General features: G+C 68.0%; 26 protein-coding genes and 1 tRNA gene. 13 read left to right on the top strand and 14 right to left on the bottom strand.

What is annotated here, in order from left to right:
* Window positions 1-297 precede the first annotated feature (297 nt).
* Window positions 298-1,794 (bottom strand): Lrp/AsnC family transcriptional regulator, encoded by a 1,497-nt coding sequence (locus tag ACFVVM_RS24245; protein ID WP_387622268.1) that lies wholly within the window; start codon window positions 1,792-1,794, stop codon window positions 298-300.
* Window positions 1,795-1,906: 112 nt separating this feature from the next.
* Here ACFVVM_RS24245 and ACFVVM_RS24240 point away from each other — a divergent pair, with 112 nt between their 5' ends.
* Window positions 1,907-2,293, top strand: a complete 387-nt coding sequence (locus ACFVVM_RS24240) for a VOC family protein (RefSeq protein ID WP_387622265.1) — start codon at window positions 1,907-1,909, stop codon at window positions 2,291-2,293.
* 228 nt (window positions 2,294-2,521) lie between these two features.
* Here ACFVVM_RS24240 and ACFVVM_RS24235 read toward each other — a convergent pair whose 3' ends face one another.
* The gene (locus ACFVVM_RS24235; RefSeq protein WP_387622262.1) at window positions 2,522-4,669 is read right to left on the bottom strand and encodes a S9 family peptidase; all 2,148 of its coding nucleotides are present in this window, start codon (window positions 4,667-4,669) and stop codon (window positions 2,522-2,524) included.
* A gap of 105 nt (window positions 4,670-4,774) precedes the next feature.
* Here ACFVVM_RS24235 and ACFVVM_RS24230 point away from each other — a divergent pair, with 105 nt between their 5' ends.
* Window positions 4,775-5,554 carry an esterase/lipase family protein gene (locus tag ACFVVM_RS24230; RefSeq protein WP_387622260.1) on the top strand — a complete coding sequence of 260 codons (780 nt, stop codon included), beginning with the start codon at window positions 4,775-4,777 and terminating at the stop codon, window positions 5,552-5,554.
* Here the strand turns inward: ACFVVM_RS24230 and ACFVVM_RS24225 are convergent.
* The 6 genes from ACFVVM_RS24225 to ACFVVM_RS24200 all read right to left on the bottom strand — a co-directional run bounded on the left by ACFVVM_RS24225 (window position 5,551) and on the right by ACFVVM_RS24200 (window position 11,016).
* Window positions 5,551-6,483, bottom strand: coding sequence for an alpha/beta hydrolase (locus tag ACFVVM_RS24225; protein ID WP_387622257.1), 933 nt, complete (start codon window positions 6,481-6,483; stop codon window positions 5,551-5,553). The genes ACFVVM_RS24230 and ACFVVM_RS24225 overlap by 4 nt on opposite strands.
* Window positions 6,484-6,646: 163 nt before the next feature.
* A complete protein-coding gene (locus ACFVVM_RS24220) occupies window positions 6,647-7,069 on the bottom strand; it encodes an HIT family protein (protein ID WP_387622255.1) in 423 nt (140 codons plus the stop codon).
* 99 nt (window positions 7,070-7,168) lie between these two features.
* On the bottom strand, window positions 7,169-8,590 hold the full coding sequence (gene purB, locus ACFVVM_RS24215) for an adenylosuccinate lyase (RefSeq protein WP_387622252.1): 1,422 nt from the start codon (window positions 8,588-8,590) through the stop codon (window positions 7,169-7,171).
* Window positions 8,591-8,596: 6 nt separating this feature from the next.
* The gene (locus ACFVVM_RS24210; RefSeq protein ID WP_071926145.1) at window positions 8,597-9,250 is read right to left on the bottom strand and encodes a TetR/AcrR family transcriptional regulator; all 654 of its coding nucleotides are present in this window, start codon (window positions 9,248-9,250) and stop codon (window positions 8,597-8,599) included.
* A gap of 157 nt (window positions 9,251-9,407) precedes the next feature.
* Entirely contained in the window at window positions 9,408-10,571 is a 1,164-nt protein-coding gene (locus ACFVVM_RS24205; protein ID WP_387622249.1) for a pyridoxal phosphate-dependent aminotransferase, read from the bottom strand.
* Window positions 10,572-10,884: 313 nt separating this feature from the next.
* Window positions 10,885-11,016, bottom strand: a complete 132-nt coding sequence (locus tag ACFVVM_RS24200) for a hypothetical protein (RefSeq protein WP_387622246.1) — start codon at window positions 11,014-11,016, stop codon at window positions 10,885-10,887.
* Window positions 11,017-11,193: 177 nt separating this feature from the next.
* On the opposite strand from ACFVVM_RS24200, the gene ACFVVM_RS24195 reads away from it, so the two are divergent.
* Entirely contained in the window at window positions 11,194-12,108 is a 915-nt protein-coding gene (locus ACFVVM_RS24195) for a M23 family metallopeptidase (RefSeq protein ID WP_387622244.1), read from the top strand.
* 109 nt (window positions 12,109-12,217) lie between these two features.
* Here the strand turns inward: ACFVVM_RS24195 and purD are convergent, their stop codons facing one another.
* Entirely contained in the window at window positions 12,218-13,495 is a 1,278-nt protein-coding gene (purD, locus tag ACFVVM_RS24190) for a phosphoribosylamine--glycine ligase (protein WP_387622241.1), read from the bottom strand.
* A 289-nt stretch (window positions 13,496-13,784) separates the two neighbouring features.
* Between purD and ACFVVM_RS24185 the strand changes: the two genes are divergently transcribed.
* The 8 genes from ACFVVM_RS24185 to ACFVVM_RS24150 all read left to right on the top strand — a co-directional run bounded on the left by ACFVVM_RS24185 (window position 13,785) and on the right by ACFVVM_RS24150 (window position 18,803).
* Window positions 13,785-14,162 carry a PH domain-containing protein gene (locus tag ACFVVM_RS24185; protein ID WP_387622238.1) on the top strand — a complete coding sequence of 126 codons (378 nt, stop codon included), beginning with the start codon at window positions 13,785-13,787 and terminating at the stop codon, window positions 14,160-14,162.
* 14 nt (window positions 14,163-14,176) lie between these two features.
* On the top strand, window positions 14,177-14,602 hold the full coding sequence (locus ACFVVM_RS24180) for an HIT family protein (protein WP_387622235.1): 426 nt from the start codon (window positions 14,177-14,179) through the stop codon (window positions 14,600-14,602).
* 77 nt (window positions 14,603-14,679) lie between these two features.
* A complete protein-coding gene (locus tag ACFVVM_RS24175; protein ID WP_387622232.1) occupies window positions 14,680-15,204 on the top strand; it encodes a DUF3558 domain-containing protein in 525 nt (174 codons plus the stop codon).
* 27 nt (window positions 15,205-15,231) lie between these two features.
* Window positions 15,232-15,627: a hypothetical protein gene (locus ACFVVM_RS24170; RefSeq protein ID WP_387622230.1), complete on the top strand. Its 396-nt coding sequence runs from the start codon at window positions 15,232-15,234 to the stop codon at window positions 15,625-15,627.
* Between the two features lie 15 nt (window positions 15,628-15,642).
* On the top strand, window positions 15,643-17,010 hold the full coding sequence (locus tag ACFVVM_RS24165) for a hypothetical protein (RefSeq protein WP_387622228.1): 1,368 nt from the start codon (window positions 15,643-15,645) through the stop codon (window positions 17,008-17,010).
* The gene (locus tag ACFVVM_RS24160) at window positions 17,007-17,762 is read left to right on the top strand and encodes an ESX secretion-associated protein EspG (protein WP_387622225.1); all 756 of its coding nucleotides are present in this window, start codon (window positions 17,007-17,009) and stop codon (window positions 17,760-17,762) included. Before ACFVVM_RS24165 ends, ACFVVM_RS24160 begins: the two co-directional genes overlap by 4 nt.
* Window positions 17,763-18,275 (top strand): hypothetical protein, encoded by a 513-nt coding sequence (locus tag ACFVVM_RS24155; protein WP_387622224.1) that lies wholly within the window; start codon window positions 17,763-17,765, stop codon window positions 18,273-18,275.
* 9 nt (window positions 18,276-18,284) lie between these two features.
* Window positions 18,285-18,803 carry a DUF3558 domain-containing protein gene (locus ACFVVM_RS24150; RefSeq protein ID WP_387622221.1) on the top strand — a complete coding sequence of 173 codons (519 nt, stop codon included), beginning with the start codon at window positions 18,285-18,287 and terminating at the stop codon, window positions 18,801-18,803.
* Window positions 18,804-18,834: 31 nt separating this feature from the next.
* Here ACFVVM_RS24150 and ACFVVM_RS24145 read toward each other — a convergent pair whose 3' ends face one another.
* The 5 genes from ACFVVM_RS24145 to ACFVVM_RS24125 form a co-directional block, all read right to left on the bottom strand.
* On the bottom strand, window positions 18,835-19,245 hold the full coding sequence (locus ACFVVM_RS24145) for a pyridoxamine 5'-phosphate oxidase family protein (RefSeq protein ID WP_387622384.1): 411 nt from the start codon (window positions 19,243-19,245) through the stop codon (window positions 18,835-18,837).
* Between the two features lie 358 nt (window positions 19,246-19,603).
* Window positions 19,604-20,014, bottom strand: coding sequence for a PIN domain-containing protein (locus ACFVVM_RS24140; protein WP_387622218.1), 411 nt, complete (start codon window positions 20,012-20,014; stop codon window positions 19,604-19,606).
* A 180-nt stretch (window positions 20,015-20,194) separates the two neighbouring features.
* Window positions 20,195-20,266, bottom strand: a tRNA-Thr gene (locus ACFVVM_RS24135).
* A 129-nt stretch (window positions 20,267-20,395) separates the two neighbouring features.
* Window positions 20,396-20,632 carry an MbtH family protein gene (locus ACFVVM_RS24130; protein ID WP_022565839.1) on the bottom strand — a complete coding sequence of 79 codons (237 nt, stop codon included), beginning with the start codon at window positions 20,630-20,632 and terminating at the stop codon, window positions 20,396-20,398.
* A gap of 106 nt (window positions 20,633-20,738) precedes the next feature.
* Window positions 20,739-21,572 carry an alpha/beta fold hydrolase gene (locus ACFVVM_RS24125; protein ID WP_387622216.1) on the bottom strand — a complete coding sequence of 278 codons (834 nt, stop codon included), beginning with the start codon at window positions 21,570-21,572 and terminating at the stop codon, window positions 20,739-20,741.
* Between the two features lie 167 nt (window positions 21,573-21,739).
* Here ACFVVM_RS24125 and ACFVVM_RS24120 point away from each other — a divergent pair, with 167 nt between their 5' ends.
* Window positions 21,740-21,898 (top strand): hypothetical protein, encoded by a 159-nt coding sequence (locus ACFVVM_RS24120; protein WP_019044795.1) that lies wholly within the window; start codon window positions 21,740-21,742, stop codon window positions 21,896-21,898.
* A gap of 65 nt (window positions 21,899-21,963) precedes the next feature.
* Window positions 21,964-23,490, top strand: coding sequence for a trehalose-6-phosphate synthase (locus ACFVVM_RS24115; RefSeq protein ID WP_387622381.1), 1,527 nt, complete (start codon window positions 21,964-21,966; stop codon window positions 23,488-23,490).
* Window positions 23,491-23,555 lie beyond the last annotated feature (65 nt).

Raw genomic sequence — 23,555 nt, 5'->3', positions numbered from 1 at the left:
GCAGCGTCCGGCCCGGCAGCGTCCGGCCCGGCAGCGTCCGGCCCGGCAGCGTCCGGCCCGGCAGCGTCCGGCCCGGCAGCGTCCGGCCCGGCAGCGTCCGGCCCGGCAGCCTCCGGCCCGGCAGCGTTCAGCCCGGCAGCGTCCGGCCTGGCAGCGTCCGGCCTGGCAGCGTTCAGCCCGGCAGCGTTCAGCCCGGTGGGCTCGGCGCCCGCGGGATGGATGGCGCGCGGATTGGCCGTCGCTGTGCCGCCGTGTGTGGCGTCGCGGGACGAGAAGGAGGCCCGCGCGTTCGGGGGGTCAGCGGCCGCGCTGCGGCTTCGGCGCCGGGGAGACGAGGAGTGGGCCGGCGCGTTTGGTGCGGTGGCGGATCAGGGTGGTGTCGACGCGGGTGATGCCGGGGAGGGCGGCGAGGTCGTGGGTGAGGAAGTCGTGCAAGTCTGCCACCGTGGGCAATTCGACGATCGCGAAGATCGTCCAGGAGCCCGTGATCGTGGCCGCGAACGCGACGCCGGGGTGGCCGCGGAGTGCGTCGATCACCTCGCGGAGTCCGGCGGGTGCCACCGCCAGCCACACCAGCGCTTCCTCGCGATAGCCGAACAGCGCGGGATCGATCTCGACCTCGAAGTCGAGCACCCCCGCCGCCCGCCAGGTCGCGAGCTTGCGCCGCACGGTCGGCTCCGACCACCCGGTCCGGGCAGCCAGCCGGTGCAGTTCGGCCCGCCCGTCGACGGCGAGCTCGGCGGCGAGCAGGGCATCCTGATCGGTCCAGTCAGGCCGAGGCGCCGCTGCCGAACCTCGCGCGGGTCCGCTGTCGAACTCACGAGCGGCAGCGGCGATCGGCGCCGAGAACTCTGGATCGGCCACGTCCGCACCTACCGCGGTGCCGCCAGCGAGGGTCGAATCCGACTGTTGCGCAGGTGGATCCGGCTTCGTCGCAACCGCCGCCATCCGCTCCGCATCGGACACCGGGTCCGACAGTGGCAAAGTCGACCCCAGCGGGACCGCGCGATCCTCCCCCTCGACCTCGAGCAGCGAGCCGGTCCCGATCGAATCCCGCAGTGGCACAGTCGACCCCGACGACGAGAAGGCGCGATCCTCCCGCTCGGCCACGAGCAGCGAGCCGGTCCCGGCCGAACCCCGCAGTGGCACAGTCGACCCCGACGACGAGAAGGCGCGATCTTCCCGCTCGGCTGCGAACGGCGAGCCGGTCTCGACCGAATCCGACCGTGGCACAGCCGACCCCCGTGGGACCGCGCGATCCTCCCGCTCGGCCCGGAGCAGCGAGCCGGGCTCGACCGGGTTCGGTCTCGAGGTGGACAGTTCCGCCTGCTCGGTGGCGGTCAGGGCGTTCGTGCGGCCCGGCCAGCCTTCGGTGCCCGCGACGAAGCGGAGGATGGTGCTCACCGTCAGGTCGCGGATGTCGGGGAGGCGGCTGAGGGCGGCGGTGAGGTCCGTGCCGGTGGGGGTGGCGAAGATGCAGGTGAGGTTGGGGCCGTCGCCGGTCAGGGCCACCCAGGAGGTGTCGGGGCGGCGGGACAGGGCGGCGGCGAGGTGCTCCTCGGTGCCGGGGGCGCAGCGGATCAGGACGACCGAGTCGACGAGGCCGGCGCGGGCGCTGTCGACGCGGCCGACGACGCGCAGTACGAGTCGGGAACGCAGGCGCTGGTAGCGGCGGGCGATCGTGCGTTCGGAGACGCCGAGGACATCGGCGATGCGCCGGAAGGGGGCGCGACCGTCGATCTGCAAGGCGTGGATCAGGCGCCGATCGAGCTCATCGAGGTCGACGGATTCCATCACGTGCGGACCCCCGGATGTCGGATTCGGAAAACCTCAGCCGATTTTAGCGTCTGATCCCGCATCGGCGCCCTGATGCTGGGACCAGTCCCCCACACGAAGGAGCTCGGAAATGCTGACCGTTCTGCCCATCCGCTACGTCGCCGATGTCGAGGCGACCCGCGCCTTCTACGCGGGCCTCGGCCTCACCTTCCGCCCCGAACTCAGCGTCCCGGTGTGGGCGCATCTGGAGGCGGGCGCGGGCGCACTCGGCATCCACGACGCATCGGTGTCCAAAGGCCGCCCGCCCGGCACCACCGAACTGAACCTGGCTACCGACGAGCCGCTCGAAGACATCGCCGCACGCCTGACCGCCGCCGGCTACGCCCTCACCCTGCACGACGAGGACTTCGGCCGCAGCCTGCGCGTCACCGACCCTGACGGCGTCGTGGTGCAGATCCAGCAGCTGATCATCGAGACCATGCTCGACTCCGCCGAAGCCGTCGCCGCCAAGGCCTGAGCACTGCCGACGGCGGCCACCTGGCGAGGTGCGCCGCCGACGGCCGGGCGTCAGGGCAGCCCACCCCACCAACAGCACAGCGTTCCTACAAGAACGCCCCGTCCGGCGCGAGCACGGTCGGGCGTCGAGGCAGCCCACCTCGCCAACACGGCGCCCGCGAGCACGGCAGCTCACCTTCGCCGACACCGCAGACCTCCGGCAATCACAATCCCGGAGTCGGGGCACCGATCAGGCGTCGGCCAAGCCCACCTTGTCGAGCACCCACGCGTACTCGAAGCCGACTTCCTTCCACTTCTCGTAGCGCCCGCTCACCCCACCGTGACCCGCGCTCATCTCCGTCTTCAACAGCACCTCGTTGTCACCGGCCTTGGTGTCGCGCAGCTTGGCGACCCACTTGGCCGGCTCCACGTAGAGCACGCGGGTGTCGTTGAGGCTGGTGATGGCCAGGATGGCCGGGTAGTTCTTGGCCTCGACGTTCTCGTACGGCGAGTACGACTTCATGTACTCGTAGACGTCCTTGTCCGCCAACGGGTTTCCCCACTCGTCCCATTCGATCACCGTCAGCGGCAGCGACGGGTCCAGGATCGAGGTGAGCGGGTCGACGAAGGGAACGTTGGCGAGGATGCCGGTGAACAGTTCCGGCGCCAGGTTGGCGACCGCGCCCATCAGCAGCCCGCCCGCGCTGCCACCGTCGGCGATCAGCCGGTCCGGCGCGGTGGCCCCACTGTCGACGAGATGGCTTGCGACGGAGACGAAGTCGGTGAAGGTGTTCTTCTTCGACAGCGTCTTGCCGTGCTCGTACCAGAGCCTGCCCATCTCGCCGCCGCCGCGCACGTGCGCCACCGCGAACACCATCCCGCGATCGAGCAGCGACAGCCGCGACACCGAGAACGACGGGTCGATGCTGGCCTCGTAGGAGCCGTAGCCGTACAGCAGCGTCGGCTTCGGCCCCGCGGGCAGGCCGCGCCGCTGGATCAGCGAGATCGGGATCCGGGTGCCGTCGTGGGCGACCGCCCAATCCCGGTGCTGCTCATAGTCGTTCGCGTCATAACCGCCGAGCACCGGCTGCTCCTTGCGCAGCAGCAGCTCACCGGTCGCGGGCACATAGTCGAACACCTGCATCGGGGTGATGAACGAGGTGACGCCCACGCGCAGCGTCGGCTGCTCCCACTCCGGGCTCGAACCCGCACCGGCGGAGAACAATTCGAGCCCGAACTCGAGTTCGGTCAGCTCGCCGTAGCCCTGCGCGTTCAGCGGCCAGACCGCGATGCGGGGCAGCGCGTCGCGCCGGTAGCCGAGCACCAGGTGGTTGGCGAAGGCATCGATGTCCTCGAGCCGCACATCCTCGCGATGACCGATCAGGATCGTCATGTCCGAGGGGTCGGTGGCCGGCGCCTCGGCGAGGACGAAGTTCTCCGCCTTCACGCCGTCGACCACGTCGTTGTGCAGGATCAGGAACCGGTCCTCGCCGCCGATCACCGCGTGTTCGGCGGAGTACTCCACGCCTTCACGCCGGGGCAGCAGCACCCGGAACGCGCCCTCGGGGTTGTCCGATTCCAGCACCCAGCCCTCGGTGGTGATCTTGGAACCGAGCCAGATCATCAGGTACTTCTCCGAGCGGGTGGCGCCCACGCTCACCCAGTACCGCTCGTCGGGCTCGTGGAAGACCGTCACATCGGCGTCGGAGCCGGTGCCGATGCGGTGGCGCCACACGGTGTCGGGGCGCCACGACTCGTCGACGGTCTGATAGAAGATGTGCGTGCCGTCCAGCGACCAGGTCGCCCCCGGCGCGGCACCGGCCACCTCGTCGGGCAGCAGCTCGCCGGTACGCAGATCCTTGATCCGCAGCGTGTAGCGCTCGTCACCGGTGCTGTCGACCGAATACGCCAGCAGATTGCCGTCGTGGCTCAGCGAGAACGCGCCGAGCGCGAAGAAGTCCAAACCCTTGGCGAGGACATTGCTGTCGAGCAGCACTTCCTCGCCCTCGATCACCGAGTCCACCTCGAGCTGCGGCGGGGTCCACGCGTCGATGCCGTCGGCCGCGGCGTCGATCGGACAGCGGCAGTGCACGCCGTACTGCTTGCCCTCGAAACTGCGCGAGTAGTACCAGTATTCGCCCAGCCGGGTGGGCACCGAGAGGTCGGTTTCCTGGGTGCGCGCCTTGATCTCGTCGAAGATCTTGTCCCGCAACGGCTGCAACGTGTCGGTGCGCGCCTCGGTGAAGGCGTTCTCCGCCTCCAGGTACGCGATGACCTCGGGATCCTCCTTGTCCCGTAGCCATTCGTACTCGTCGACGAACGTGTCGCCGTGGTGCACGCGCTCGAAGGGCACCTTCTTCGCGATCGGCGCCGACACCGTCTGATTCTCGCCAGCCATGGGTCCACCGTAGCCGCCGCGCCCCACCCCGGCCCGCCAACTCGGCCGCGGACGATGGAGCAGGGAATGTTAGGGTACCCAAACCAAAACCACAAGGAGGCCGTCATGGGCAGGACCGTGCGATTCGTCGTCGCCGCGCAGCTCGCCGTGTTCTCGGCGCTCGCCATGGGCGCCGCCGCCGCGCAGGCCGAACCACCCGCGCCGCGCAAGATCGCGTTCATCGTGCCCGGTCAGCAGCTCTATGCCAGCGGGCCGGTGTGGGAGAGCCTGTTCCAGCCGATGCGGACCTCGCTCGAGCAGCGCGGCTTCGAGACGCACTACATCGACGTGCCCGGCAGGGTGCTGCGCGAGGACGCCGAGCTCATCCGCGCGACCGTCACCTCGATCGCCGAGGAGGCCGACGAGGTGGCGCTGATCGGCCACAGCGTCGGCGGCGTCAGCGCGCGGTGGTTCCTCAAGGAGCTGGGCGGGCACACGCTCGTCGACTCCTCGATCGCGATCGGCACCGCGCAGTACGGCTCCCCCGGCGGCTGCACCCAGGGCCCGGCCGACGGCTACGACGCCTGCGTGTACTCGGATCTGTTCCCCCAGCTCAACGCCGGTGACGACACCCCGGGCGACACCAGGTACACCGTGGTCCAGAGCTCGGGCGAATGGGCCGACGGCCGACTCGACGGCGGCCAGTGCCGGGTCTACGTCGACGGCATCCTCGGCAGCGGCACCGGCTTCGACCACGTCGTCGAGGTGGCCGATCCCACGCTGCTGGCCGAACTCGGCGCGGCCGCCGACGGCGAGTGCACCGGAACCTACGTCGACGAGGCCGACGGCACCATCACGTGGCAGGACACCATGACCGAGACGGCACCGCCGGTCCCCTACAACTAGGCCCCGAGCGCGGGGCCGATGGTCGGCCAGGACGCGTGCAGCGCGTCCTGCCAGTAGGACCACGAGTGCGTGCCGACGGGGTGGTAATCGATCTTGGCGCCGATCCCGGCCGCGCGCAGGCGCTGGTCGAAGGCGACCATGCAGGTGTTGACGCCGAGCTCGATGGGCCCGCCGAGGAAGATGTTCTCCGCGAGCTGCGGCTTGAGCTGGGCCTCGTGCGGCCCGGGGATACCGGTGCCGGTGGACATGTACAGCGCCTTGCCGCGCAGCCCTTCGACCATCAGCGCCGGATCGTGAGCGGCCCACTCGGGGCTACCCGGCGCACCCCACATGTTGCCGGGGTTGCCGCCCCGGGTGGCGATGGAGAACATGATCGCGCTCGCCGCCATCGCGGTGTCGGGGCAGGCGCTGTAGCCGGCGACCGCCCGGTACAGGCCGGGGTGGCGGGCGGCGAGGATGTAGGCCGCGTTGCCGCCCATCGACAGGCCGCCGATGCCGTTGACGCCGTTGCCGTCGAAGCGCGCGTTGATCAGGCCCGGCAGTTCCTGGGTGAGGAAGGTTTCCCACTTGTACCGGCCGAACCGCGGGTCGTCGGTGAGCCAGTCGGTGTAGTAGCTGGCCTGCCCGCCGATCGGCAGGACCACATTGATGTGCTTGCCGCGGAAGAAGGCTTCGGCGTCGGTGGCGTTGGTCCAGGTGCTCTGGCCGATGCCGGGGTCGAGTCCGTCGAGCAGGTAGTAGGTGGGGCGGGATCCGCCACCGGCGGGGTGCAGGACCTGTAGGTCGACATTGCGGCCCATGGCGGGCGAGGCGACCGTGATCGCGGTCCGCGTGGCACTGAGCGAGTTCACCGCGACGAAGTCCGCGGCGGATGCGGGTGCCGTGTGCACGACCGCCGGTCCGATCAACGCGATGGCGAAAGCCAGCACTGAAGCAGCAACACCTGTACGACGCACGTCCCACCCTCCATAACCGCAAGCCAATGACAGTCCAAAATAACCCACCAGCGTACGAATGTGAGGCATTTCACGGCCCCGGCGTTTCTTCAGCAAACTTCCCGGTTTGCAATGCCCGGTTCGCCCGATGCGCGGCTCAGCGGGTGAGCGCGCCCCGGATCGACCCGGCGAGATAGTCGAGATCGGCGCGCGCGGGCGAGGTGGGCCGGGCGCGCAGACCGAAGCCGTCACCGGGCGTCCGCGGGATCACGTGCAGGTGCACATGGAAGATCTCCTGCCCGGCCGTGACACCGTCGGCGAGGAAGAAATTCACACCGTCCGCGGCCACTTCACTGGACCGCAGCGCGGCGGCGATCTGCTGGCCCACCCGGAAGAGCTTGCCGCCCAACTCGGGATCGAGATCGGCCAGGCTCGGCGCGGCGGCCTTGGGGACAACCAGCACGTGCCCCGGCGTCACCGGACGAATGTCCATGAACGCCAGGACATCCTCGTCCTCGTAGACCTTGGAAGCAGGCGCCGACCCGGCGATGATGTCGGCGAAGATCGTGTACGGATTCACGCGCGTACGGTATCGAAACCGCGCGTGCGCCTTTCGCGCGAATCCCCGCCACCGGCGCCGGAACAATGGCAGCGGCGGCGAGGTTCGCACTACGACGCTCTACAGAATCGGCGACGGCGAGTAGCGCGCGGCCTCGGGATTGGCCTCCACCAGCTTCTGCACCTGCGCGATGACCTCGGAGACCTGGTCGGCCGCCGCGCCGATGAAGGCGGACTTGTCGGCCAGCGCCGCGTCGAGCGCGGCCCGATCCAGCGGCATCCGCTCGTCGGCGGCGAGGCGATCGAGCAGATCGGGTTCGCGACCCTGCTCGCGCATGGCCAGCGCCACCGCGACCGCGTGCTCCTTGATGACCTCGTGCGCGGTCTCGCGGCCGACACCCGCGCGCACCGCCGCCATCAGGATGCGGGTGGTGGCCAGGAACGGCAGGTAGCGGTCGAGTTCGCGGGAGACCACCGCCGGGTAGGCGCCGAACTCGGCGAGCACGGTCAGGAAGGTCTCGAACTGGCCGTCGATGGCGAAGAAGGCGTCGGGCAGCGCGACGCGGCGCACCACCGAGCAGAACACGTCACCCTCGTTCCACTGCGCGCCCGCCAGCTCGGCGGCCATCGAGCCGTAGCCGCGCAGCACCACCTGCAGGCCGTTGACGCGCTCACAGGAGCGGGTGTTCATCTTGTGCGGCATCGCCGAGGAGCCCACCTGGCCGGGCTGGAAACCCTCGGTGACCAGCTCGTGGCCCGCCATCAGGCGAATCGTGTGCGCGAACGAGGACGGTCCGGCGCCCAGCTGCACCAGCGCCGAGAGCACATCGTGGTCGAGCGAGCGCGGGTACACCTGGCCGACGCTGGTGAACACGGTCGCGAAGCCGAGGTGGCGCGCCACCTGCTGTTCGAGCGCGGCCAGCTTGCCCGCGTCGCCGTCGAGCAGGTCGAGCATGTCCTGGGCGGTGCCCATCGGGCCCTTGATCCCGCGCAGCGGGTAACGCTCGATCAGCTCACGCACGCGGGTGAGCGCGACCAGCACCTCGTCGGCGGCGGAGGCGAAGCGCTTGCCGAGCGTGGTGGCCTGCGCGGCGACATTGTGCGAGCGACCGGCCATCACCAGCGTCTGGTACTCGGCGGCCCGCTCGGCCAGCCGGGCCGCGATGGCGATGCCGTGGTTGTACACGTGCTCGAGCGAGAGCCGGATCTGCAGCTGCTCGACGTTCTCGGTGAGATCGCGGCTGGTCATGCCCTTGTGCACGTGCTCGTGCCCGGCCAGTGCGTTGAATTCCTCGATGCGCGCCTTCACGTCGTGGCGGGTGACCCGCTCGCGCTCGGCGATCGAGGCCAGGTCCACCTGGTCGATCACGCGCTCGTAATCGTCGAGCACTCCGGCGGGGATGTCGATCCCGAGCTCGGACTGCGCCCGCAGCACCTCGAGCCACAGCCTGCGCTCGAGCACGATCTTGTGCTCGGGCGACCAGAGCGCGACGAGCTCCGGGCTGGCGTAACGGGTGGCGAGGACATTCGGGACGAGGCTCACGAATGCTCAGTCTAGTTGGCGCACCCGTTCGGCCTGCTGGGGCATCATGTTGGGCACCACGGGCGGGGCGACGATGTCGATCATTTCCAGCAGTCCGGCTCTGGCGGGGCGGCGGGGTTCGGGATGGCCCTCGATGAGGGCGGCGACCACCGCGCCGTCGACCACGGCGACCAGCCGGCGCAGCTGCTCGGGGCGCACCACTCGATCGGAGCGGCGCAGCACGTCGGCGAGCAGGTCTTCGAGCTGGGTGCGTAGTCGGAGCTGGACCTCGCGTAACTCGGGGTGGCGTGCGGAGGCGACCGAGCGCTCGTAGCGGGCGATCAGCTGACCGCGGGCGTCGAGGTCGCCGTCGTCGGGGCCGACCAGCAGGTCGAGGACGAGGTCGACGGTCGCGTCGGTGCCGCGCCTGCGGTGGCTGACCTCGCCGACCCGGCGGCGCATGGCGTCGAGTTCGATCGCCCCGCTGAACTCGACGGCGCGCGCGATCAGATCTTCCAGTGATTCGAAGTAGTAGGTGGTCGACGCGAGCGGAAGATCGGCCCGTGAGGCCACCGAGCGATGTCGCACGGCGTCGAAGCCGCCCTCGAGCAACAGTTCAGCCGCCGCCGCCACCAGAGCCTGGCGACGTCGTTCGCCTTTCGGGGTCGTCGCGGTGGTCACCGTGCCATCGTGCCAGTCATCATCAGTTCAACCGTGCGCAATCGTCATCGGGGAAACACTGGGAATTCGGGATAACTGAGTTTTACCGTATCCCGGTCCGGAAGTGTTCGTACTAGGCAAAGTTGTTGTCGCACATCACTGTTGACACGGGCCCAGATCAAGCCTTCAAGTACGGCCCGAGACGGTCCAGTGCTGCGGCGATGTCGTTTGTGGATCCTGCGAAGGAGAAGCGGACGGTGCGGCTGCCGTGCACGGTGTCGAAGTCGAGTCCGGGAGCCAGTGCGACGCCGGTTTCGGCGAGTACGTCGGCGCACCAGGCGAGCGAATTGTCGGTCAGATGACCAATTTCCGCGTAGGCGTAGAAGGCGCCGTCGGCGGGGGCCAACTCGGTGATACCGAGGGCGGGCAGACCCTCCAGCAGCAGTGCCCGGTTGCGCGCGTAGCGGCGCACGTGCCCGTCCAGTTCATCCTTGGCTTCCGCGCCGAAGGCGTGCACCGCCGCGTACTGGGAGATGGCGGGCGGGCACACGGTCATGTTGGAGGCCAGCCGCTGCAGCGCGGGGCGCAGGTCGGCCGGGGCGAGCATCCAGCCCAGCCGCCAGCCGGTCATCGAGAAGTACTTCGACACCGAGCCGATCACCACCGACTCGCGGGAGAACTCCCAGGCCGAGGAGGTCGGCGTGCTGGCGCCCGCGTAGGTGATGCCGTGGTAGATCTCATCGGAGATCAGCAGCGTGCCGTGCTGTTCGCACCAGCGGGCCAGCTCGGCCAGCTCGGCCGGGTCGATCATGGTGCCGGTCGGGTTGGCCGGGCTGGCCACCACCAGGCCCGCGGGCGGTTCGGGCAGCGCCTCGAGCATCGCGACCGTGGGCTGGAACCTGGTCTGCGGGCCGCAGTCGAGTTCGACGACGGTGCAGCCGAGCGCGGTCAGCGTGTTGCGGTAGGCGGGGTAGCCGGGGCGGGCCACCACGACCGTGTCGCCCGCGTCGAAGGCGGCCAGGAAGATCAGCGTGAACGCGCCGGAGGATCCGGTCGTCACCACCACCTCGTCGGGGTGCACGTCGTAGCCGTAGGTCTCGGTGTGGTGCCGGGCGATCGCCTCGCGCAACGCCAAGATGCCGAAGGTCTCGGTGTAGCCGAGCAACTCGTCATCGATCGCGGCCTTGGTCGCCCGCAACACCGGTGCAGGCGCCTGCGTCGACGGCTGCCCCGCCGCCAGGACCAGCACATCTCCGTGCGACCTGGCCCGTTCGGCTGCCGCTTTCCACACATCCATCACGTAGAAAGGGGGAATGGTCGACCGGCGCGATTCTCTGGACACCCGAGAGACGGTAGAGCACCCGATCGCGCGCACGCACAGATATTGTCGGCACAATGGCTCCGACAGCGAAGACGCAGCCACCGACGCGGCCGGGGCGGGCGCGCCGGGGGTGGGGGGCGGAATGAAGCGGATCGAGACGGTGGGGGACGTGACTCCCGTCGATGCCGACCATGTCGAGCCCGGGACGGCGGGGCGGCGACGGTGGCCGAGGCTCGGGATGAAGCGGACGAAGGCAGTCGGGCCCCTGGCTCCCGCCGATGCCGAGCGCGTCGAGCCCGCTGCCGTCGAAACCGACGGGGCGAGCTTGCCGGGATCAGCGAAGCAAGCTGCGGCCGAGGGGATCGCGCAGGCGGCAGTCGACACTGCCGAGCCGAGCGGTGCCGTCGACACACACCGTGAAGTTGCCGGAAAGCGCGCGCCCGGCACAGGCCAGGGGCGCGGTCACGGGCGACCCGATGCCAACGCGACCGCACCGCGCGAGCACGGCACCAGCAACGCGAGCGGAGTGCCGAGTCGCGATCGGCATGACCCGCGCGATGGGGCTGCTCAACGCGGCCGCCGGTTGGTCAATGGACGTGTCCTGCAGTCGAATTGGCGCAGTCAGCTGCCAGCGAAGATCTCCGTGCGTGATCGTGTATCGACCTGGGTCGACCAGTATCCGGCGGTCGGCGCGGTCGCGGGTGAACTGCGCGGCGGCGAGTTCCGCAAGGTGTTCTGGGAGCGGCCCAGGACGCAGGCGGAGGCGGTGTGGGCGCGGCGGCCGAGTCAGGAGCGGGTGCGGGCGGCGCTGATCGAGCGGCGGGTGCTGATCGCCGGGGTCGCGGTGGTCGCGCTGTTCGTGACGGCCGATGCCCAGTTCGGGGCCGCACTCAGTGACCGTCCGCTGGCGCCGGGTGAGGCGCAGCGGGTGGCGATCGCCTATCCCCCGCAGATCCAGCCGAACCCGCAATCGGTGCGGCCGATGCTCGATGCCATCGCCGCGGGCGAGAAGCGTCGCGAGGCCGCCGTGGTGGCAGCTGCGGCGCGGGCAACTCTGGAGCGGGCGAAAGCGGAGGCAGCGGCCGCGGTGTCCGGCGAGTGGCAGGACTGGATGGGCGAGCGCGCGCCGGTCGTCCCCGGTGTGCTGACCCCCGGTTCCACCCCGTCCACCGGCGGGTTCAGCCTGCCCGCCAAGGGTGCGTTCACCTCGGGCTTCGGCTCACGCTGGGGCACCATGCACCGCGGCATCGACATCGCCGCCCCGATCGGCAGTCCCATCTACGCCGTCGCCGACGGCACGGTGATCGAGGCCGGCCCAGCGCAGGGTTTCGGGCTGTGGGTCCGCATCCGGCACGACGACGGCACCATCAGCATCTACGGCCACATGTACGACTTCTTCGTCTCCCAGGGCGAGCGCGTCCCCGCGGGCATGCAGATCGCCCGCATCGGCAACCGAGGCGATTCCACCGGCCCCCACCTGCACTTCGAAATCGTCCAGAACAACCAACACGTGGACCCACAAGTCTGGCTCGCCATGCACGGCCTACGCCTGACCTGACCGCCAAAGATGACCGGCCCGAACTGGACTATTGATCACCAGGCACTGGTGGCTTTCGCTACTCGGCCGATATTTACCTGAGCGCCTGGTGATCAACCGTCCAATATCGCTAGCTGGTGCGGTGTTCGGGGATGACGACCTCGGTCGCGCCGATGTCGGTGCGGAAATGGCTGCCGGGGAGTTTGATGCGCTCCAGGCGGGCGTAGGCGCGCTCGCGGGCCTGGGCGAGGTCGGCGCCGACGCCGACCACGTTGAGCACGCGGCCGCCCGCCGAGACCAGAGCCTTGTCCTCGCGCAGCGCGGTGCCCGCGTGCAGCACCAGGGTCTCGCCCTCGAGCGCACCGTCGTCGGCGCCGCTGATCACGTCACCGGTGCGCGGGCGGGCCGGGTAGTTCTCCGCGGCCAGCACGACCGTGATCGCCGAGCCGTCCTTCCAGCGCGGCGGGTCGACCTCGGCGAGGCGACCGGTCGCGGTGGCGTGCAGCAGTTCGGCGAAGGGGCTGTCCAGCAGGGCGAGCACGGCCTGGGTCTCGGGATCGCCGAAGCGGCAGTTGAATTCGACGACGGCGGGACCGTCGGTGCCGATCGCCAGACCCGCGTACAGCAGGCCGGAGAAGGAACTGCCGCGCGCGACCAGCTCGGCCGCGACCGGCTTCACCACGTCCTCGACGATCTCGGTGAGCGTCGCCGCCGGCAGCCACGGCAGCGGCGTGTAGGCGCCCATGCCGCCGGTGTTCGGGCCGGAATCGCCGTCACCGACACGCTTGTGATCCTGGGCGGGCAGCAGCGGGATCACGGTCTCGCCGTCGACCAGGCAGAACAGCGACACCTCGGGGCCGTCGAGGAACGACTCCAGCAGCACCGGATGACCCTGTTCGAGCAGTTCGGCGCCGTGATCGCGGGCCGCGCGACGGTCGTCGGTCACCACGACGCCTTTGCCCGCGGCGAGCCCGTCGTCCTTGACCACCCAGGTCGGGCCGAAGCGGTCAAGCGCCGCGTCCAGCTCGGCCGGGCTGTCGACGATCTCGCTGTGCGCGGTCCGCACACCGGCCACCGCCATCACATCCTTGGCGAACGCCTTCGAGCCCTCGATCCGCGCGGCATCGGCCGACGGGCCGAACACCGGGAACCCGGCCGCGCGCACCGCGTCGGCGATGCCGAGCACCAGCGGCACCTCGGGCCCGATCACCACCAGGTCGGCGGCGACCTCGGCGGCCAGCGCGACCACGGCCTCGGCCGAGCACGGGTCGACCGCGCGCAGCTCGGCGTGCTGACCGATCCCCGGATTGCCAGGGGCCGCGATCACCGCCGTCACCGAGGGATCCCGGCGCAGCGCCAGGACGAGGGCATGTTCACGGGCTCCGGAACCGATGACGAGTACGCGCACGGGAGTCAGATTAGCCGCGCATTGCGCACGCGTTGCGCACGCCCCTTGTCGAGCACTTCCCACGCCTCTGACCACGCATTTCGCACGTATTACGCACGCCCAGACCGCGCTCGCTTCGCACGAAATCTCGCAGGTGTTACGCAGTTTGTTACGCGCAACACCGGCTCGTCCCCGGACACGATGTCCGCCGTTGACTCCACCGGAACATCCACCCGCACCGGGTTCACCTGGGGGACAATGGGCTTGGTGTGGCAGCGCGCCCGCCGACATCGCGCGATGGGAGCACAGCATGGGTCTGCTCGACGGGATGATGGGCAACGCCGGACGCATCGAGCCCGGTGCCGCCCAGCAGGAATACGCCAAACTGTTCGGCCAGGGCGAACAGGTCTACGCGGCGTTCCTGCTGGTACGCGACGCGATGCTGTTCACCAACCGCCGCCTGATCATGATCGACAAGCAGGGTGTCACCGGCCGCAAGGTCAGCTATCACAGCATCCCCTACCGCTCCATCTCGCATTTCGCCGTCGAGACCGCGGGCACCTTCGACCTCGACGCCGAGCTCTACATCTGGATCAGCAGCCAGCACGAACCGGTCAAGCAGCGTTTCAACCGTCAGGTCGACATCTACGAGGTCCAGGGCATCCTGTCGCATTTCGTGGCGGTCTGATTAGGCTCGCCGGTATGGCATCCGTTTTCAGCGCGATCATCGCAGGCCAACTGCCCGGCCGCTTCGTCTGGTCCGACGACGAATTCGTCGCCTTCCTCACCATCGCCCCCGTGACACAGGGCCACACCCTGATCGTCCCGCGCGCCGAGATCGACCAGTGGCAAGACGTCGACCCCGAGGTCTTCACCCGCCTCAACGGCGTCGCCCAGAAGATCGGTCAGGCCGTCCGCATCGCCTTCGACGCCCCCCGTGCCGGCCTCCTCATCGCCGGCCTCGAGGTCCCCCACCTGCACACCCACGTCTTCCCCGCCTACACGATGGGCGATTTCGACATCTCCGGCGCCGACCCCAACCCCTCCCCCGAATCCCTCGACGAGGCCCAGACCAAGATCAAGGCCGCCCTGCGCGACCTCGGCTACGGAGCGGGTGTCCCGGACTGATGCGGAACTCGGGGGAACCGAATCGGCCGGCCGTACGTCAAAGTCATCGAGTGGGTTTGTTCGGAAGAGGAGAGACGATGCGACTGGTTGGCGTTGCCGCCGGGGTGTGTGCTGTGGTTCTGGCGCTCGCCGGGTGCTCCGAGACTGTGGATGGGCAACCGGAGGTCAGTGGGGCTCCGCTGACGAAGGAGCAGCTGTTCGATCCGTGCACGGTGCCGGATTCAGCACTCGAGGCTGCGGGCCTCGATCCCGCATCGAAGAACGATAACCTGTTCTCGGTACCCCGCGCGGCCTGGAAGGGCTGCGCCTGGCGCGCGGACAGCTACTACATATCCCTTATTTCAACCACCTACACCATGGACGAGGTTCGCGCGAACGACAGACACCACGGATTCAAAGACGTCTCCGTAGGCGACCGAACTGCGGTTCAGTACTACGTCGGAAATGAAACAGCACCGGTGGAGTGTGACATCACGTTCGAGACGGGGCAAGGCAGAATCATGTTGAATGCCAACAAGTTTGTCGACGACAAGTCGACAACCGATCCATGCTCGCTTGCAGAGAATGCCGCTCCGTTCTTTGTCGACTTGATCCCGCGATAGTCGTAGAATCCACAGGAAGTTCCGACGATGGCAGATTTGAACGCGCAAACAAAAGAGTTTCAGAGGCTCGCCGGCGAAGCGGCAGAGGGTCGGCTGATGATCGAGCACACCGCGGCCGAGAACTGTGCCACGCATTGCGACAACTACATCTCCGACCTGCGCGACTTGTCTCTTCGCACCAGGAGTATGGTCCGAGCCGATTCCTTCGGGGATCTCAAGTCCGCCAAGGCGCTCGGCGCGAAGTTCGCCAAGCTTGCAGAAGACTCCGAGGCCGGTTCCGGATCGTATACGGAGGCCATACGCCAGCACATCGAAGTCCTCACCGCGATGGCTGACATGTACCGCAAAGCCGGTGCCGCATACAAGAACTGCGATGAGGCCACACAGCTTGCCATCCAGCAGCAGACGAACAACATAGACTGACGCCAGGGGGAGTACATGTCTTTCGGAGAATTCATAGCCGGTCTCAGCAATACGTCCACCTTCGCCGAGACACTTGCGGGGAGGGTCGGGTCGCTGTTCGACAGCGATATCGAGACGACCGATGTAGAGCGGGATGCTCAGTCGACCGGAAACAACGATCGCAGTCGACTCTACGATCAGAATAAAGCGCTGAGCAATGGATTCTCCGGTGAATTCGCCCCGGAAGTCGTGCCGCCGCTGATGGAAGACTTCACCGACATGTCTCATTCTCGGATCATGGAGTTCGTCAACTCGATCGGACTCGAAGATCTCCACACCAGCGTCGAGGGTTGGCATAAACTGGCCGAGGACACCACGACCAAGGCAACCGATTTCCACAAGAACATCGAGAAGGAAATGGAGCGGGGCTGGGCAGGCAGTGCTGCCACCCAAGCTCTGGCGAGTACCAAGGCATACCTCGCCGATGTGAGTAAGGTCGAACAGGCCGTCAGTCTGATCGCGAACAAGATGGAAGAGGCGCGGACGGGGCTGCAGCAGGTCAGGTTCCAGGTCCCCCACGAGTCCGATAATCAGAGCAGTTCGAAAATGGGGATTCTCGTCTCGGTTCTATCCCCTGGCACCGGATACTTCATCGACAGCGCCAGCAATGCGCGAGCCGAGGCGGCCCAGAATGCCGCCCGCCAGGTGATGCAAACCGTTTACCGGCCGGTCACCCAACAATCAGACACCCAGGTCCCGAAGGTTCCCGAGCTCACGAAACCGCAGTCCGACAAACCGATCATCGACGACGGCGGCAGGAAGACCGGCAGCGACGGCAGCACCAACGGCAACAACGGGAATAACGGCAACAACGGGTCCAACGGCGACGGCACGCAGCCCGCCACAACCACCCCGGAAGACCCCTCCACCATCGACCCGGGCAACGAGGACGGCGGCGACGACACCACCCCGTCGACGACCACGCCGAACACGACGACCCCGGAAACCACCGACCCGAACGCGACCACTCCGGCCAGCACCGCCCCCACCACGCCGGCCGCCACAACACCCAGCGGCCTCGGCACAGGCGGCGGTGGCCTCGGTTCGGGCGGCGGCGGAGGCGGCCTCGGCTCTGGCGGCAGCGGCACACCGGGCGCGGGCCAGAGCCTGCCCGGCGGCGGCCAGGGCCAGCCCATCGCCGCCTCGGCGGGCACCGGCACCGGCGCAGCAGGCGGTCGCGCGGGCATGGCCGGCATGGGCGGCATGGGTGCCCCCGGTGCGCGCGGCGGCGGCAAGGACGACGAGAACGAGCACAACGCCCCCGACTACCTGCGCGGTGTCCACGAGGAACTGCTCGGCCCCGACCGCCTGCACGTTCCCCCGGTGATCGGCGGCGACGCATGACCGACACCTGGGAGCTGACCCCGTTCGAGTTCTGGGTCGCCTGGGAAACCCTCGGCCGCGACCGGATGCCGTGGCCGCTGACCTTCCGCTCCGGCTGCGAAACCCAGGTGGAGTTCGATCAGCAGTGCCGCCTGGCCGCGGATTCGCTGATCGCCAAGATCGGCACCGACGAGTCGCTCTATCACGCCCTGCACGCGCTGGCTCATCCCGAAGTGCGGATCGAACTGTTCGGCCACCGGCTCGACGGCCGCAAGCGCATGGTCCGCGCCTGCGCCGCGACCGAGTCGGGCAACGGCGTGGTCGCCGCCCAGATCCCGGGCGAGGAATACGGCGAGGGCGGCAACATCCTGATCTACCTGCGCCCCGCCCACACCGTCACCCAACGCCTGATCGCCATCCTCCCGTCGGTCGGCCCCGGCACCAACCAGGGCATCAACGTCCACCGCGACGACATCACCACCACCCCCGACCGCTACTCCCACCACCGCACCGAGGGCGAACGCGCACTGAACTTCCTGCAGCGCCCGTTCCGCACCTACGCCGAATTCCGCGTAGACCTCGGCCCCGCCCTCGACGGCTGGAAAGAAGGCGGCACCACCCTCCAACTAGTCGACTACACCGACGACGGCCGCTACCTCGTCCACGAGGGCGAACGCGTCATCGCCACCCCCGCCGGCCCCGACCACATCGCCACGGAACTGAATCGCATGATCGACAAGGCAACCGCCCGCGACCGCGAAACGGCGTGGTGAATGTCAGGTACCAAGAATCTTGGCAAGCGCATCCCATGGATCGTGCTCACCGCGCTCATCGGCCTGTGCCTCGGCTCCGCAACCTTGTTCTCACTGAGCCAACCGATCAACGTGGTCGCCTACTGGCTCGGCTACGGCGACCCCATCCAGGTCGAGGTCACCAAAGGCTCCACGAGTTCGAGCATCGGCCGCGGCAGCCCGGGCGAAGGCCGAGTCGTCACCGATGACACCGAAGTACTGCTATACGGAGCACAAGCAGGCGAAACCCTCACCGCACACCCCCGCCTGATCAGCTTCGGCGGAAAGCCGTACATCCACCACAGCCCCCTCCGCGCAGCCGAAGACCTCCTCTGGCTCATCCCCACCGCACTCTTCGGCGTCCCCTTCGCCCTGATGCTCTTCGCTTCGATAGCCCCCCACCGCGCACAACCCATCACCCAACGACTCCGCGCCTACACCGAAAAACAGCGCCGCCAAACGAATCCTCCCTGGCGTCCAAATGAACGCCCGTAAGGAGAGACGATGCGACTGGCCTACCTGACAGCCGCGGTGTGCGCTGCTGCGGTGGTGCTCGCCGGATGCTCCGAGACTGTTGACGGGCAGGCGGTGATCAGCCCGCTGACCAAGGAGCGGTTGTTCGATCCGTGCACGGTTCGAGACAGCGTGGTGCAAGCCGCGGGCGCTGACCCTGCGACAAGAGACGACAATCCGTTCTCGTCACCGCGTCCAGACTGGAAGGGGTGTCGGTGGACGGCCGACGGCTACTTCATATCCCTCTTCAGCACCACCAACACCGTGCAGCAGTTCCGCGAGAACGACTACCTGCACGACTTTCAGACCGTCACTGTAGGTGGCCGAGAAGGACTGCAGTATCTCCTCGGAACCTGGGACCCCCCGCATCAGTGTGGAATAGCGTTCGGAAGCAGTCAGGGAACAATCACATTGCAGGCCAGCAAGTTCGTTGACAACAAATCATCGACGGATCCTTGCCTGTTGGCCAACAACGCTGCGCCGAACTTCATGGAAGTCCTTCCCCCATAGCAACAATGCAACCAACGCCTCAGGCCAACGATCAGCCCTTGCTCTGATCGTTGCTCAACCACTTCTCGGGCCGCATCCGAACCAGCACCGACTTCTCATCGAGAGCAGCATCCACATAAACCGCAGCATCTCCCTCCGGGAGATAGCGTCTGGTGATGGACAGCGCCTGCGCCCGCGTAGGCGCAACATCGGCGGAGATCACCGAGCCCTCCGCGGTGACGTACCGGTAGGGCGCCGTCTCGGATTGCACCACGAAGCTGAACCGCCCCGCCGCGCGAATCGAGCGATCCTTCACAGTGTCACGCTCCATCCACAACAGGATCTCGCCGTCCTCGTAGGCGTACCAGATCGGCACAGCCAGCGGGGCCCGCCCCTCACGCCCCACGGCGAGCACACCGACATGGACGGCGGACAGAAACGCCTCACGCTCCGCAGCGGTCATCACAAACGACACCCGACACTCTCCTTCACTAGGACGTGCTTCAGTCCAACATCCTCACGGACCAGCTATTCCTCACGCAGCTCCCTCGCACCCACCAGTTGAGCGGCACAACTCTTCTCAGGCATGGCACAGAAATTGCGTCAGGACCCAACGGTCATGCCAACCTGACAATTATCGTGCCAGCGTGTGTGGCATACCTGCCCGCAGGAAGAGCTATACAGTCCCGCTATAGCTGTGCAGGATTTCCAACACCGAGGATGCCTGCCGAATCGCCACTGCCGCCTGCACCGACGACGACCCACAGCAGCCGACCTCCGCCGGAATAGGGGTGGCAGCGCTCAAGGGTGGTCGTCCGTGGCTAACCCAGACGGATGTCACGCTGCCGCAATTCGGGCATCACGCGGGCGACAGTGGCGAAATCGTCGTCGGTGTGGAGGACTGTCAGGTCGTGGTGGACCGCTGTCGCGCAAACGATCAGGTCGACTACGCCTGCCGAGCGGTGCTGTCCACGCTGGGTCAGCTTGTACTGGGCGGAGTCCACCCACCGCCAGCCGTTCTTGGGTACGGTCGCCGGCTTGCACACGAGGTCGAGGTCGTCGGCCAGGTCGTCACGATCGGCGGGACCGGTTGCCGAGAACAAGAACTCGGTCCGAGTGGCTTCACAGATCCGCAGGACACCGGCATCGATCTCCGGGCGCCACGCGGCGAATACCTCTTGCTGACGAAACAGGTGCCACAGGGCAGAGATGTCCAGCAAGCACCCGGTCACCGGGTGAATGCCTGCTTGCGCGCCACCTTCGCTGCTTTGTGCGCTGCGGCGGCATCATCGAAGTCGCCACGCTGCCCGCGGTCGAACAGTCGCTGAGCCGCTTCGACACGCTTGACCCGAGCAATATGCGCACCAGAAGGAGAGCAGACCTGCCCAGTTCGGCAGGTCAGGTTCTGTTTGAGCCCCCTGTCAGGATTGAACTGACGACCTTCGCTTTACAAGAGCGGTGCTCTACCACTGAGCTAAGGAGGCGGGGTACTGATGGTGCCCTGGCGGGCAGCGATCATCATAGCCGGGCACGTCTACCGCGTGACACCGAGATCGGTGCCACGCGGTGACGTACTCAGCGAGAGTCCCGGACGCAGTATCGGAAGTTACTGCTCAGGACTGGGCGCGGGCCGCATCGTCGGCGGCCATCGCGTCGCGCAGGCTCTTGGGTCGCATATCGGTCCAGTTCTTCTCGACGTACTCGACGCACGCGGCCCGGCTTTCCTCGCCGAACACGACACGCCAACCCGCCGGGACCTCCGCGAATGCGGGCCACAGGGAGTGCTGCTCTTCGTCGTTGACCAGAACGAAGAAGCGGCCGTCCTCGTCGTCGAAGGGGTTGGTGCTCATTTCACCTCACTGGATACTGGCGCTGTGTACGGGATCGCTGTGGGGCGCGAAGCCCCGAGCGTTGTGTCGACCCTAGCAAGGCAACCGTTACTGGTAGGCAGTTACCTCAGGCCGCGAAGAAATCGAGCAGGATCTTGTTGACCGCCTCGGGTCGCTCCAGGTAGCCGTAGTGCCCGGTATCGGGGATCTCCTGGTACCTGGCACCGGGGATGGCCTCGGCCACCTCGCGCGACAGGTAGGGCGGGATCATCCGGTCGTCGGCGAAGCCGATCGCCAGGCTGGGCACGGTGATCGCCCGGTAGGCGGCGAGGCGGTTGAACTCGTGGTCCATCGCCCGCTGGGCGCGGATTCCGGGGGTGGCGGCCCCGCCGGTGAACTCGAACAGGTCGAGCCAGTCGCGGGCGGCGGGGGCATCGGCCATGGTGGCCGGGGACAGGTTCATCACTGCGGTGAGCGCGGCCTCGAACTTGGCGGGCAGCTGCACACCCGCGGTGTCGAGGTCCTGCTCGCCGATCGAGAGCGTCTTCTGGAACTGGTCGAGGCGGCCGTGCCCGGCCATGAACACGGCCTTGCGGACCAGGTCGGGGCGGGCCAGCGCCAGCTCCTGGGCCACCCGAGCGCCCATCGAGGTGCCCGCGACCAGCGCCGGGCCCTCGTCGATGAGCTCGATCAGCGCGGCGGTGTCGGCGACGAGCTCCTCGATGGCCATCCCGCCCGCCGCCTCGTACGACGGCGCGATGCCACGGTTGTCGAAGGTGCAGACCCGATACCCGGCGGCGACCAGCGCGGGCACCTGGTGCAGCTCCCACACCCGGCCGGGCGAGCCGGTGCCCATGATCAACACCACCAGCGGACCACCGCCCCTGATGTCGGTGCCCTTGGTACGGTCGCCCTTGACCTGATAGTTCAGTGCGATGCCGTTCACCGTGGCCAGTGGCATGGAAGAACCTTTCCTGGAGTTGCTGATCGAATCCACGGTAACGGCCGCGCCACGACACTGCACCGGGGCGGGGTGATCGGGTCGGGAGTTCAACGGCTGTGCACCGGCGCCCGATAGTATTGACTACTCGCACGCAGAGCGTATGGAAACCGGGAGGACGAACCACTATGGCCGCGAAGAGCAGCGCCAACGACATCGCCGACGACGAGCTCGAGCCACTGGCCGACGAGACCGCTCGCCAGGCACAGCGCGTCGTCGCGGCATACGCCGAAGACGCCGACGAGTGCCGGATGCTGCTGTCGATGCTCGGCATCGGCCCCAGCTGACCCTGCGACGAACCACAACCTCAAAGCGGCCCCTGCGACGCGCGAAGGATGCGTGAGTGGACCAGATGATCGATGAACAGTCCAACGACCGCCCGTCCGAGAACACCGAACCCGTCGTCCCCAGCGGTGCGGGCTCGGGCTTCGTAGTAGTCGCCAACCGGCTTCCGGTCGACCTCGAACGGCTGCCCGACGGCACGACCAGGTGGAAGCGCAGCCCGGGCGGCCTGGTGACCGCGCTGGAACCGGTGCTGCGCAGCAACAAGGGGGCCTGGGTCGGGTGGGCCGGGGTGCCCGACGTCGAGGTCGAGCCGATCATCGAGGACGGCCTCGAGCTGTACCCGGTGCCGCTGACGGCCCAGGAGGTGGAGGACTACTACGAGGGGTTCTCCAACGGCACGCTGTGGCCGCTGTATCACGACGTGATCGTGCGCCCGGTGTACGACCGGGCCTGGTGGGCCGCCTATGTCGAGGTCAACCGGCGTTTCGCCGAGGAGACCGCGAAGGTGGCCGCCGAGGGCGCGACGGTCTGGGTGCAGGACTACCAGCTACAGCTGGTGCCCAAGATGCTGCGGATGCTGCGCCCCGATCTGACCATCGGCTTCTTCCTGCACATCCCGTTCCCGCCGGTCGAGCTGTTCATGCAGATGCCGTGGCGGACCGAGATCGTCGAGGGTCTGCTCGGCGCCGATCTGATCGGCTTCCACTTACCCGGCGGGGCCCAGAACTTCCTGTATCTGGCCCGCAGACTGGCCGGTCAGCCCACCTCGCGGGGCACGATCGGCGTTCGTTCCAAGCTCGGCGTCGTCCAGGTGGGTTTCCGCACGGTGCGCGTCGGCGCGTTCCCGATCTCGATCGACTCGGCCGATCTCGACGAGCTCTCGCGGCGCCGGTCGGTGCGGGAGCGGGCCGCCAAGATCCGCGCCGAACTGGGCAATCCGAAGAACATCATGCTCGGCGTCGACCGCCTCGACTACACCAAGGGCATCGACATCCGCCTCAACGCGCTGTGGGAGCTGCTGGAAGAGGGCCGGGTCGATCCGGGCGAGACGGTGATGGTGCAGCTGGCCACGCCGAGCCGTGAGCGCGTGCAGAGCTACATCAAGATGCGTGGCGACATCGAACGCCAGGTGGGCCGGATCAACGGCCAGTTCGCCCGGGTCGGCTACCCGGTCGTGCACTACCTGCACCGCCCGATCCCCCGCGAGGAGCTGATCGCCTTCTTCGTGGCCGCCGACGCCATGCTGGTCACCCCGCTGCGCGACGGCATGAATCTGGTCGCCAAGGAGTACGTGGCCTGCCACAGCGACCTCAACGGCGCGCTGGTGCTCAGCGAGTTCACCGGCGCCGCGGCCGAGCTGCGCCAGTCCTACCTGTGCAATCCGCACGATCTGGACAGCGTCAAGGACGCCATCGTCGGCGCGCTCGACGACGAGCGTGACACCAAGCGCCGCCGGATGCGCTCCATGCGCCGCCAGGTGCTCACCCACGACGTCGAACGCTGGGCCCGCGCCTTCCTCGACGCCCTCTCCCAGAGCAATGTCGCCGGGTCGGCGCTGCTCAGCGACGAGGACGTCTACCCCGAATCGCGGTGACGCGGGGGCACACAGCGACCTCACAGCGTCGATCCAGCCACTTCCCAGCCGGGTGGTGGAGCATG

The sequence above is a fragment of the Nocardia sp. NPDC058176 genome (assembly GCF_042883805.1).
Classification (GTDB): domain Bacteria; phylum Actinomycetota; class Actinomycetes; order Mycobacteriales; family Mycobacteriaceae; genus Nocardia.
This window is presented reverse-complemented; position numbering and strand designations above follow the sequence as displayed.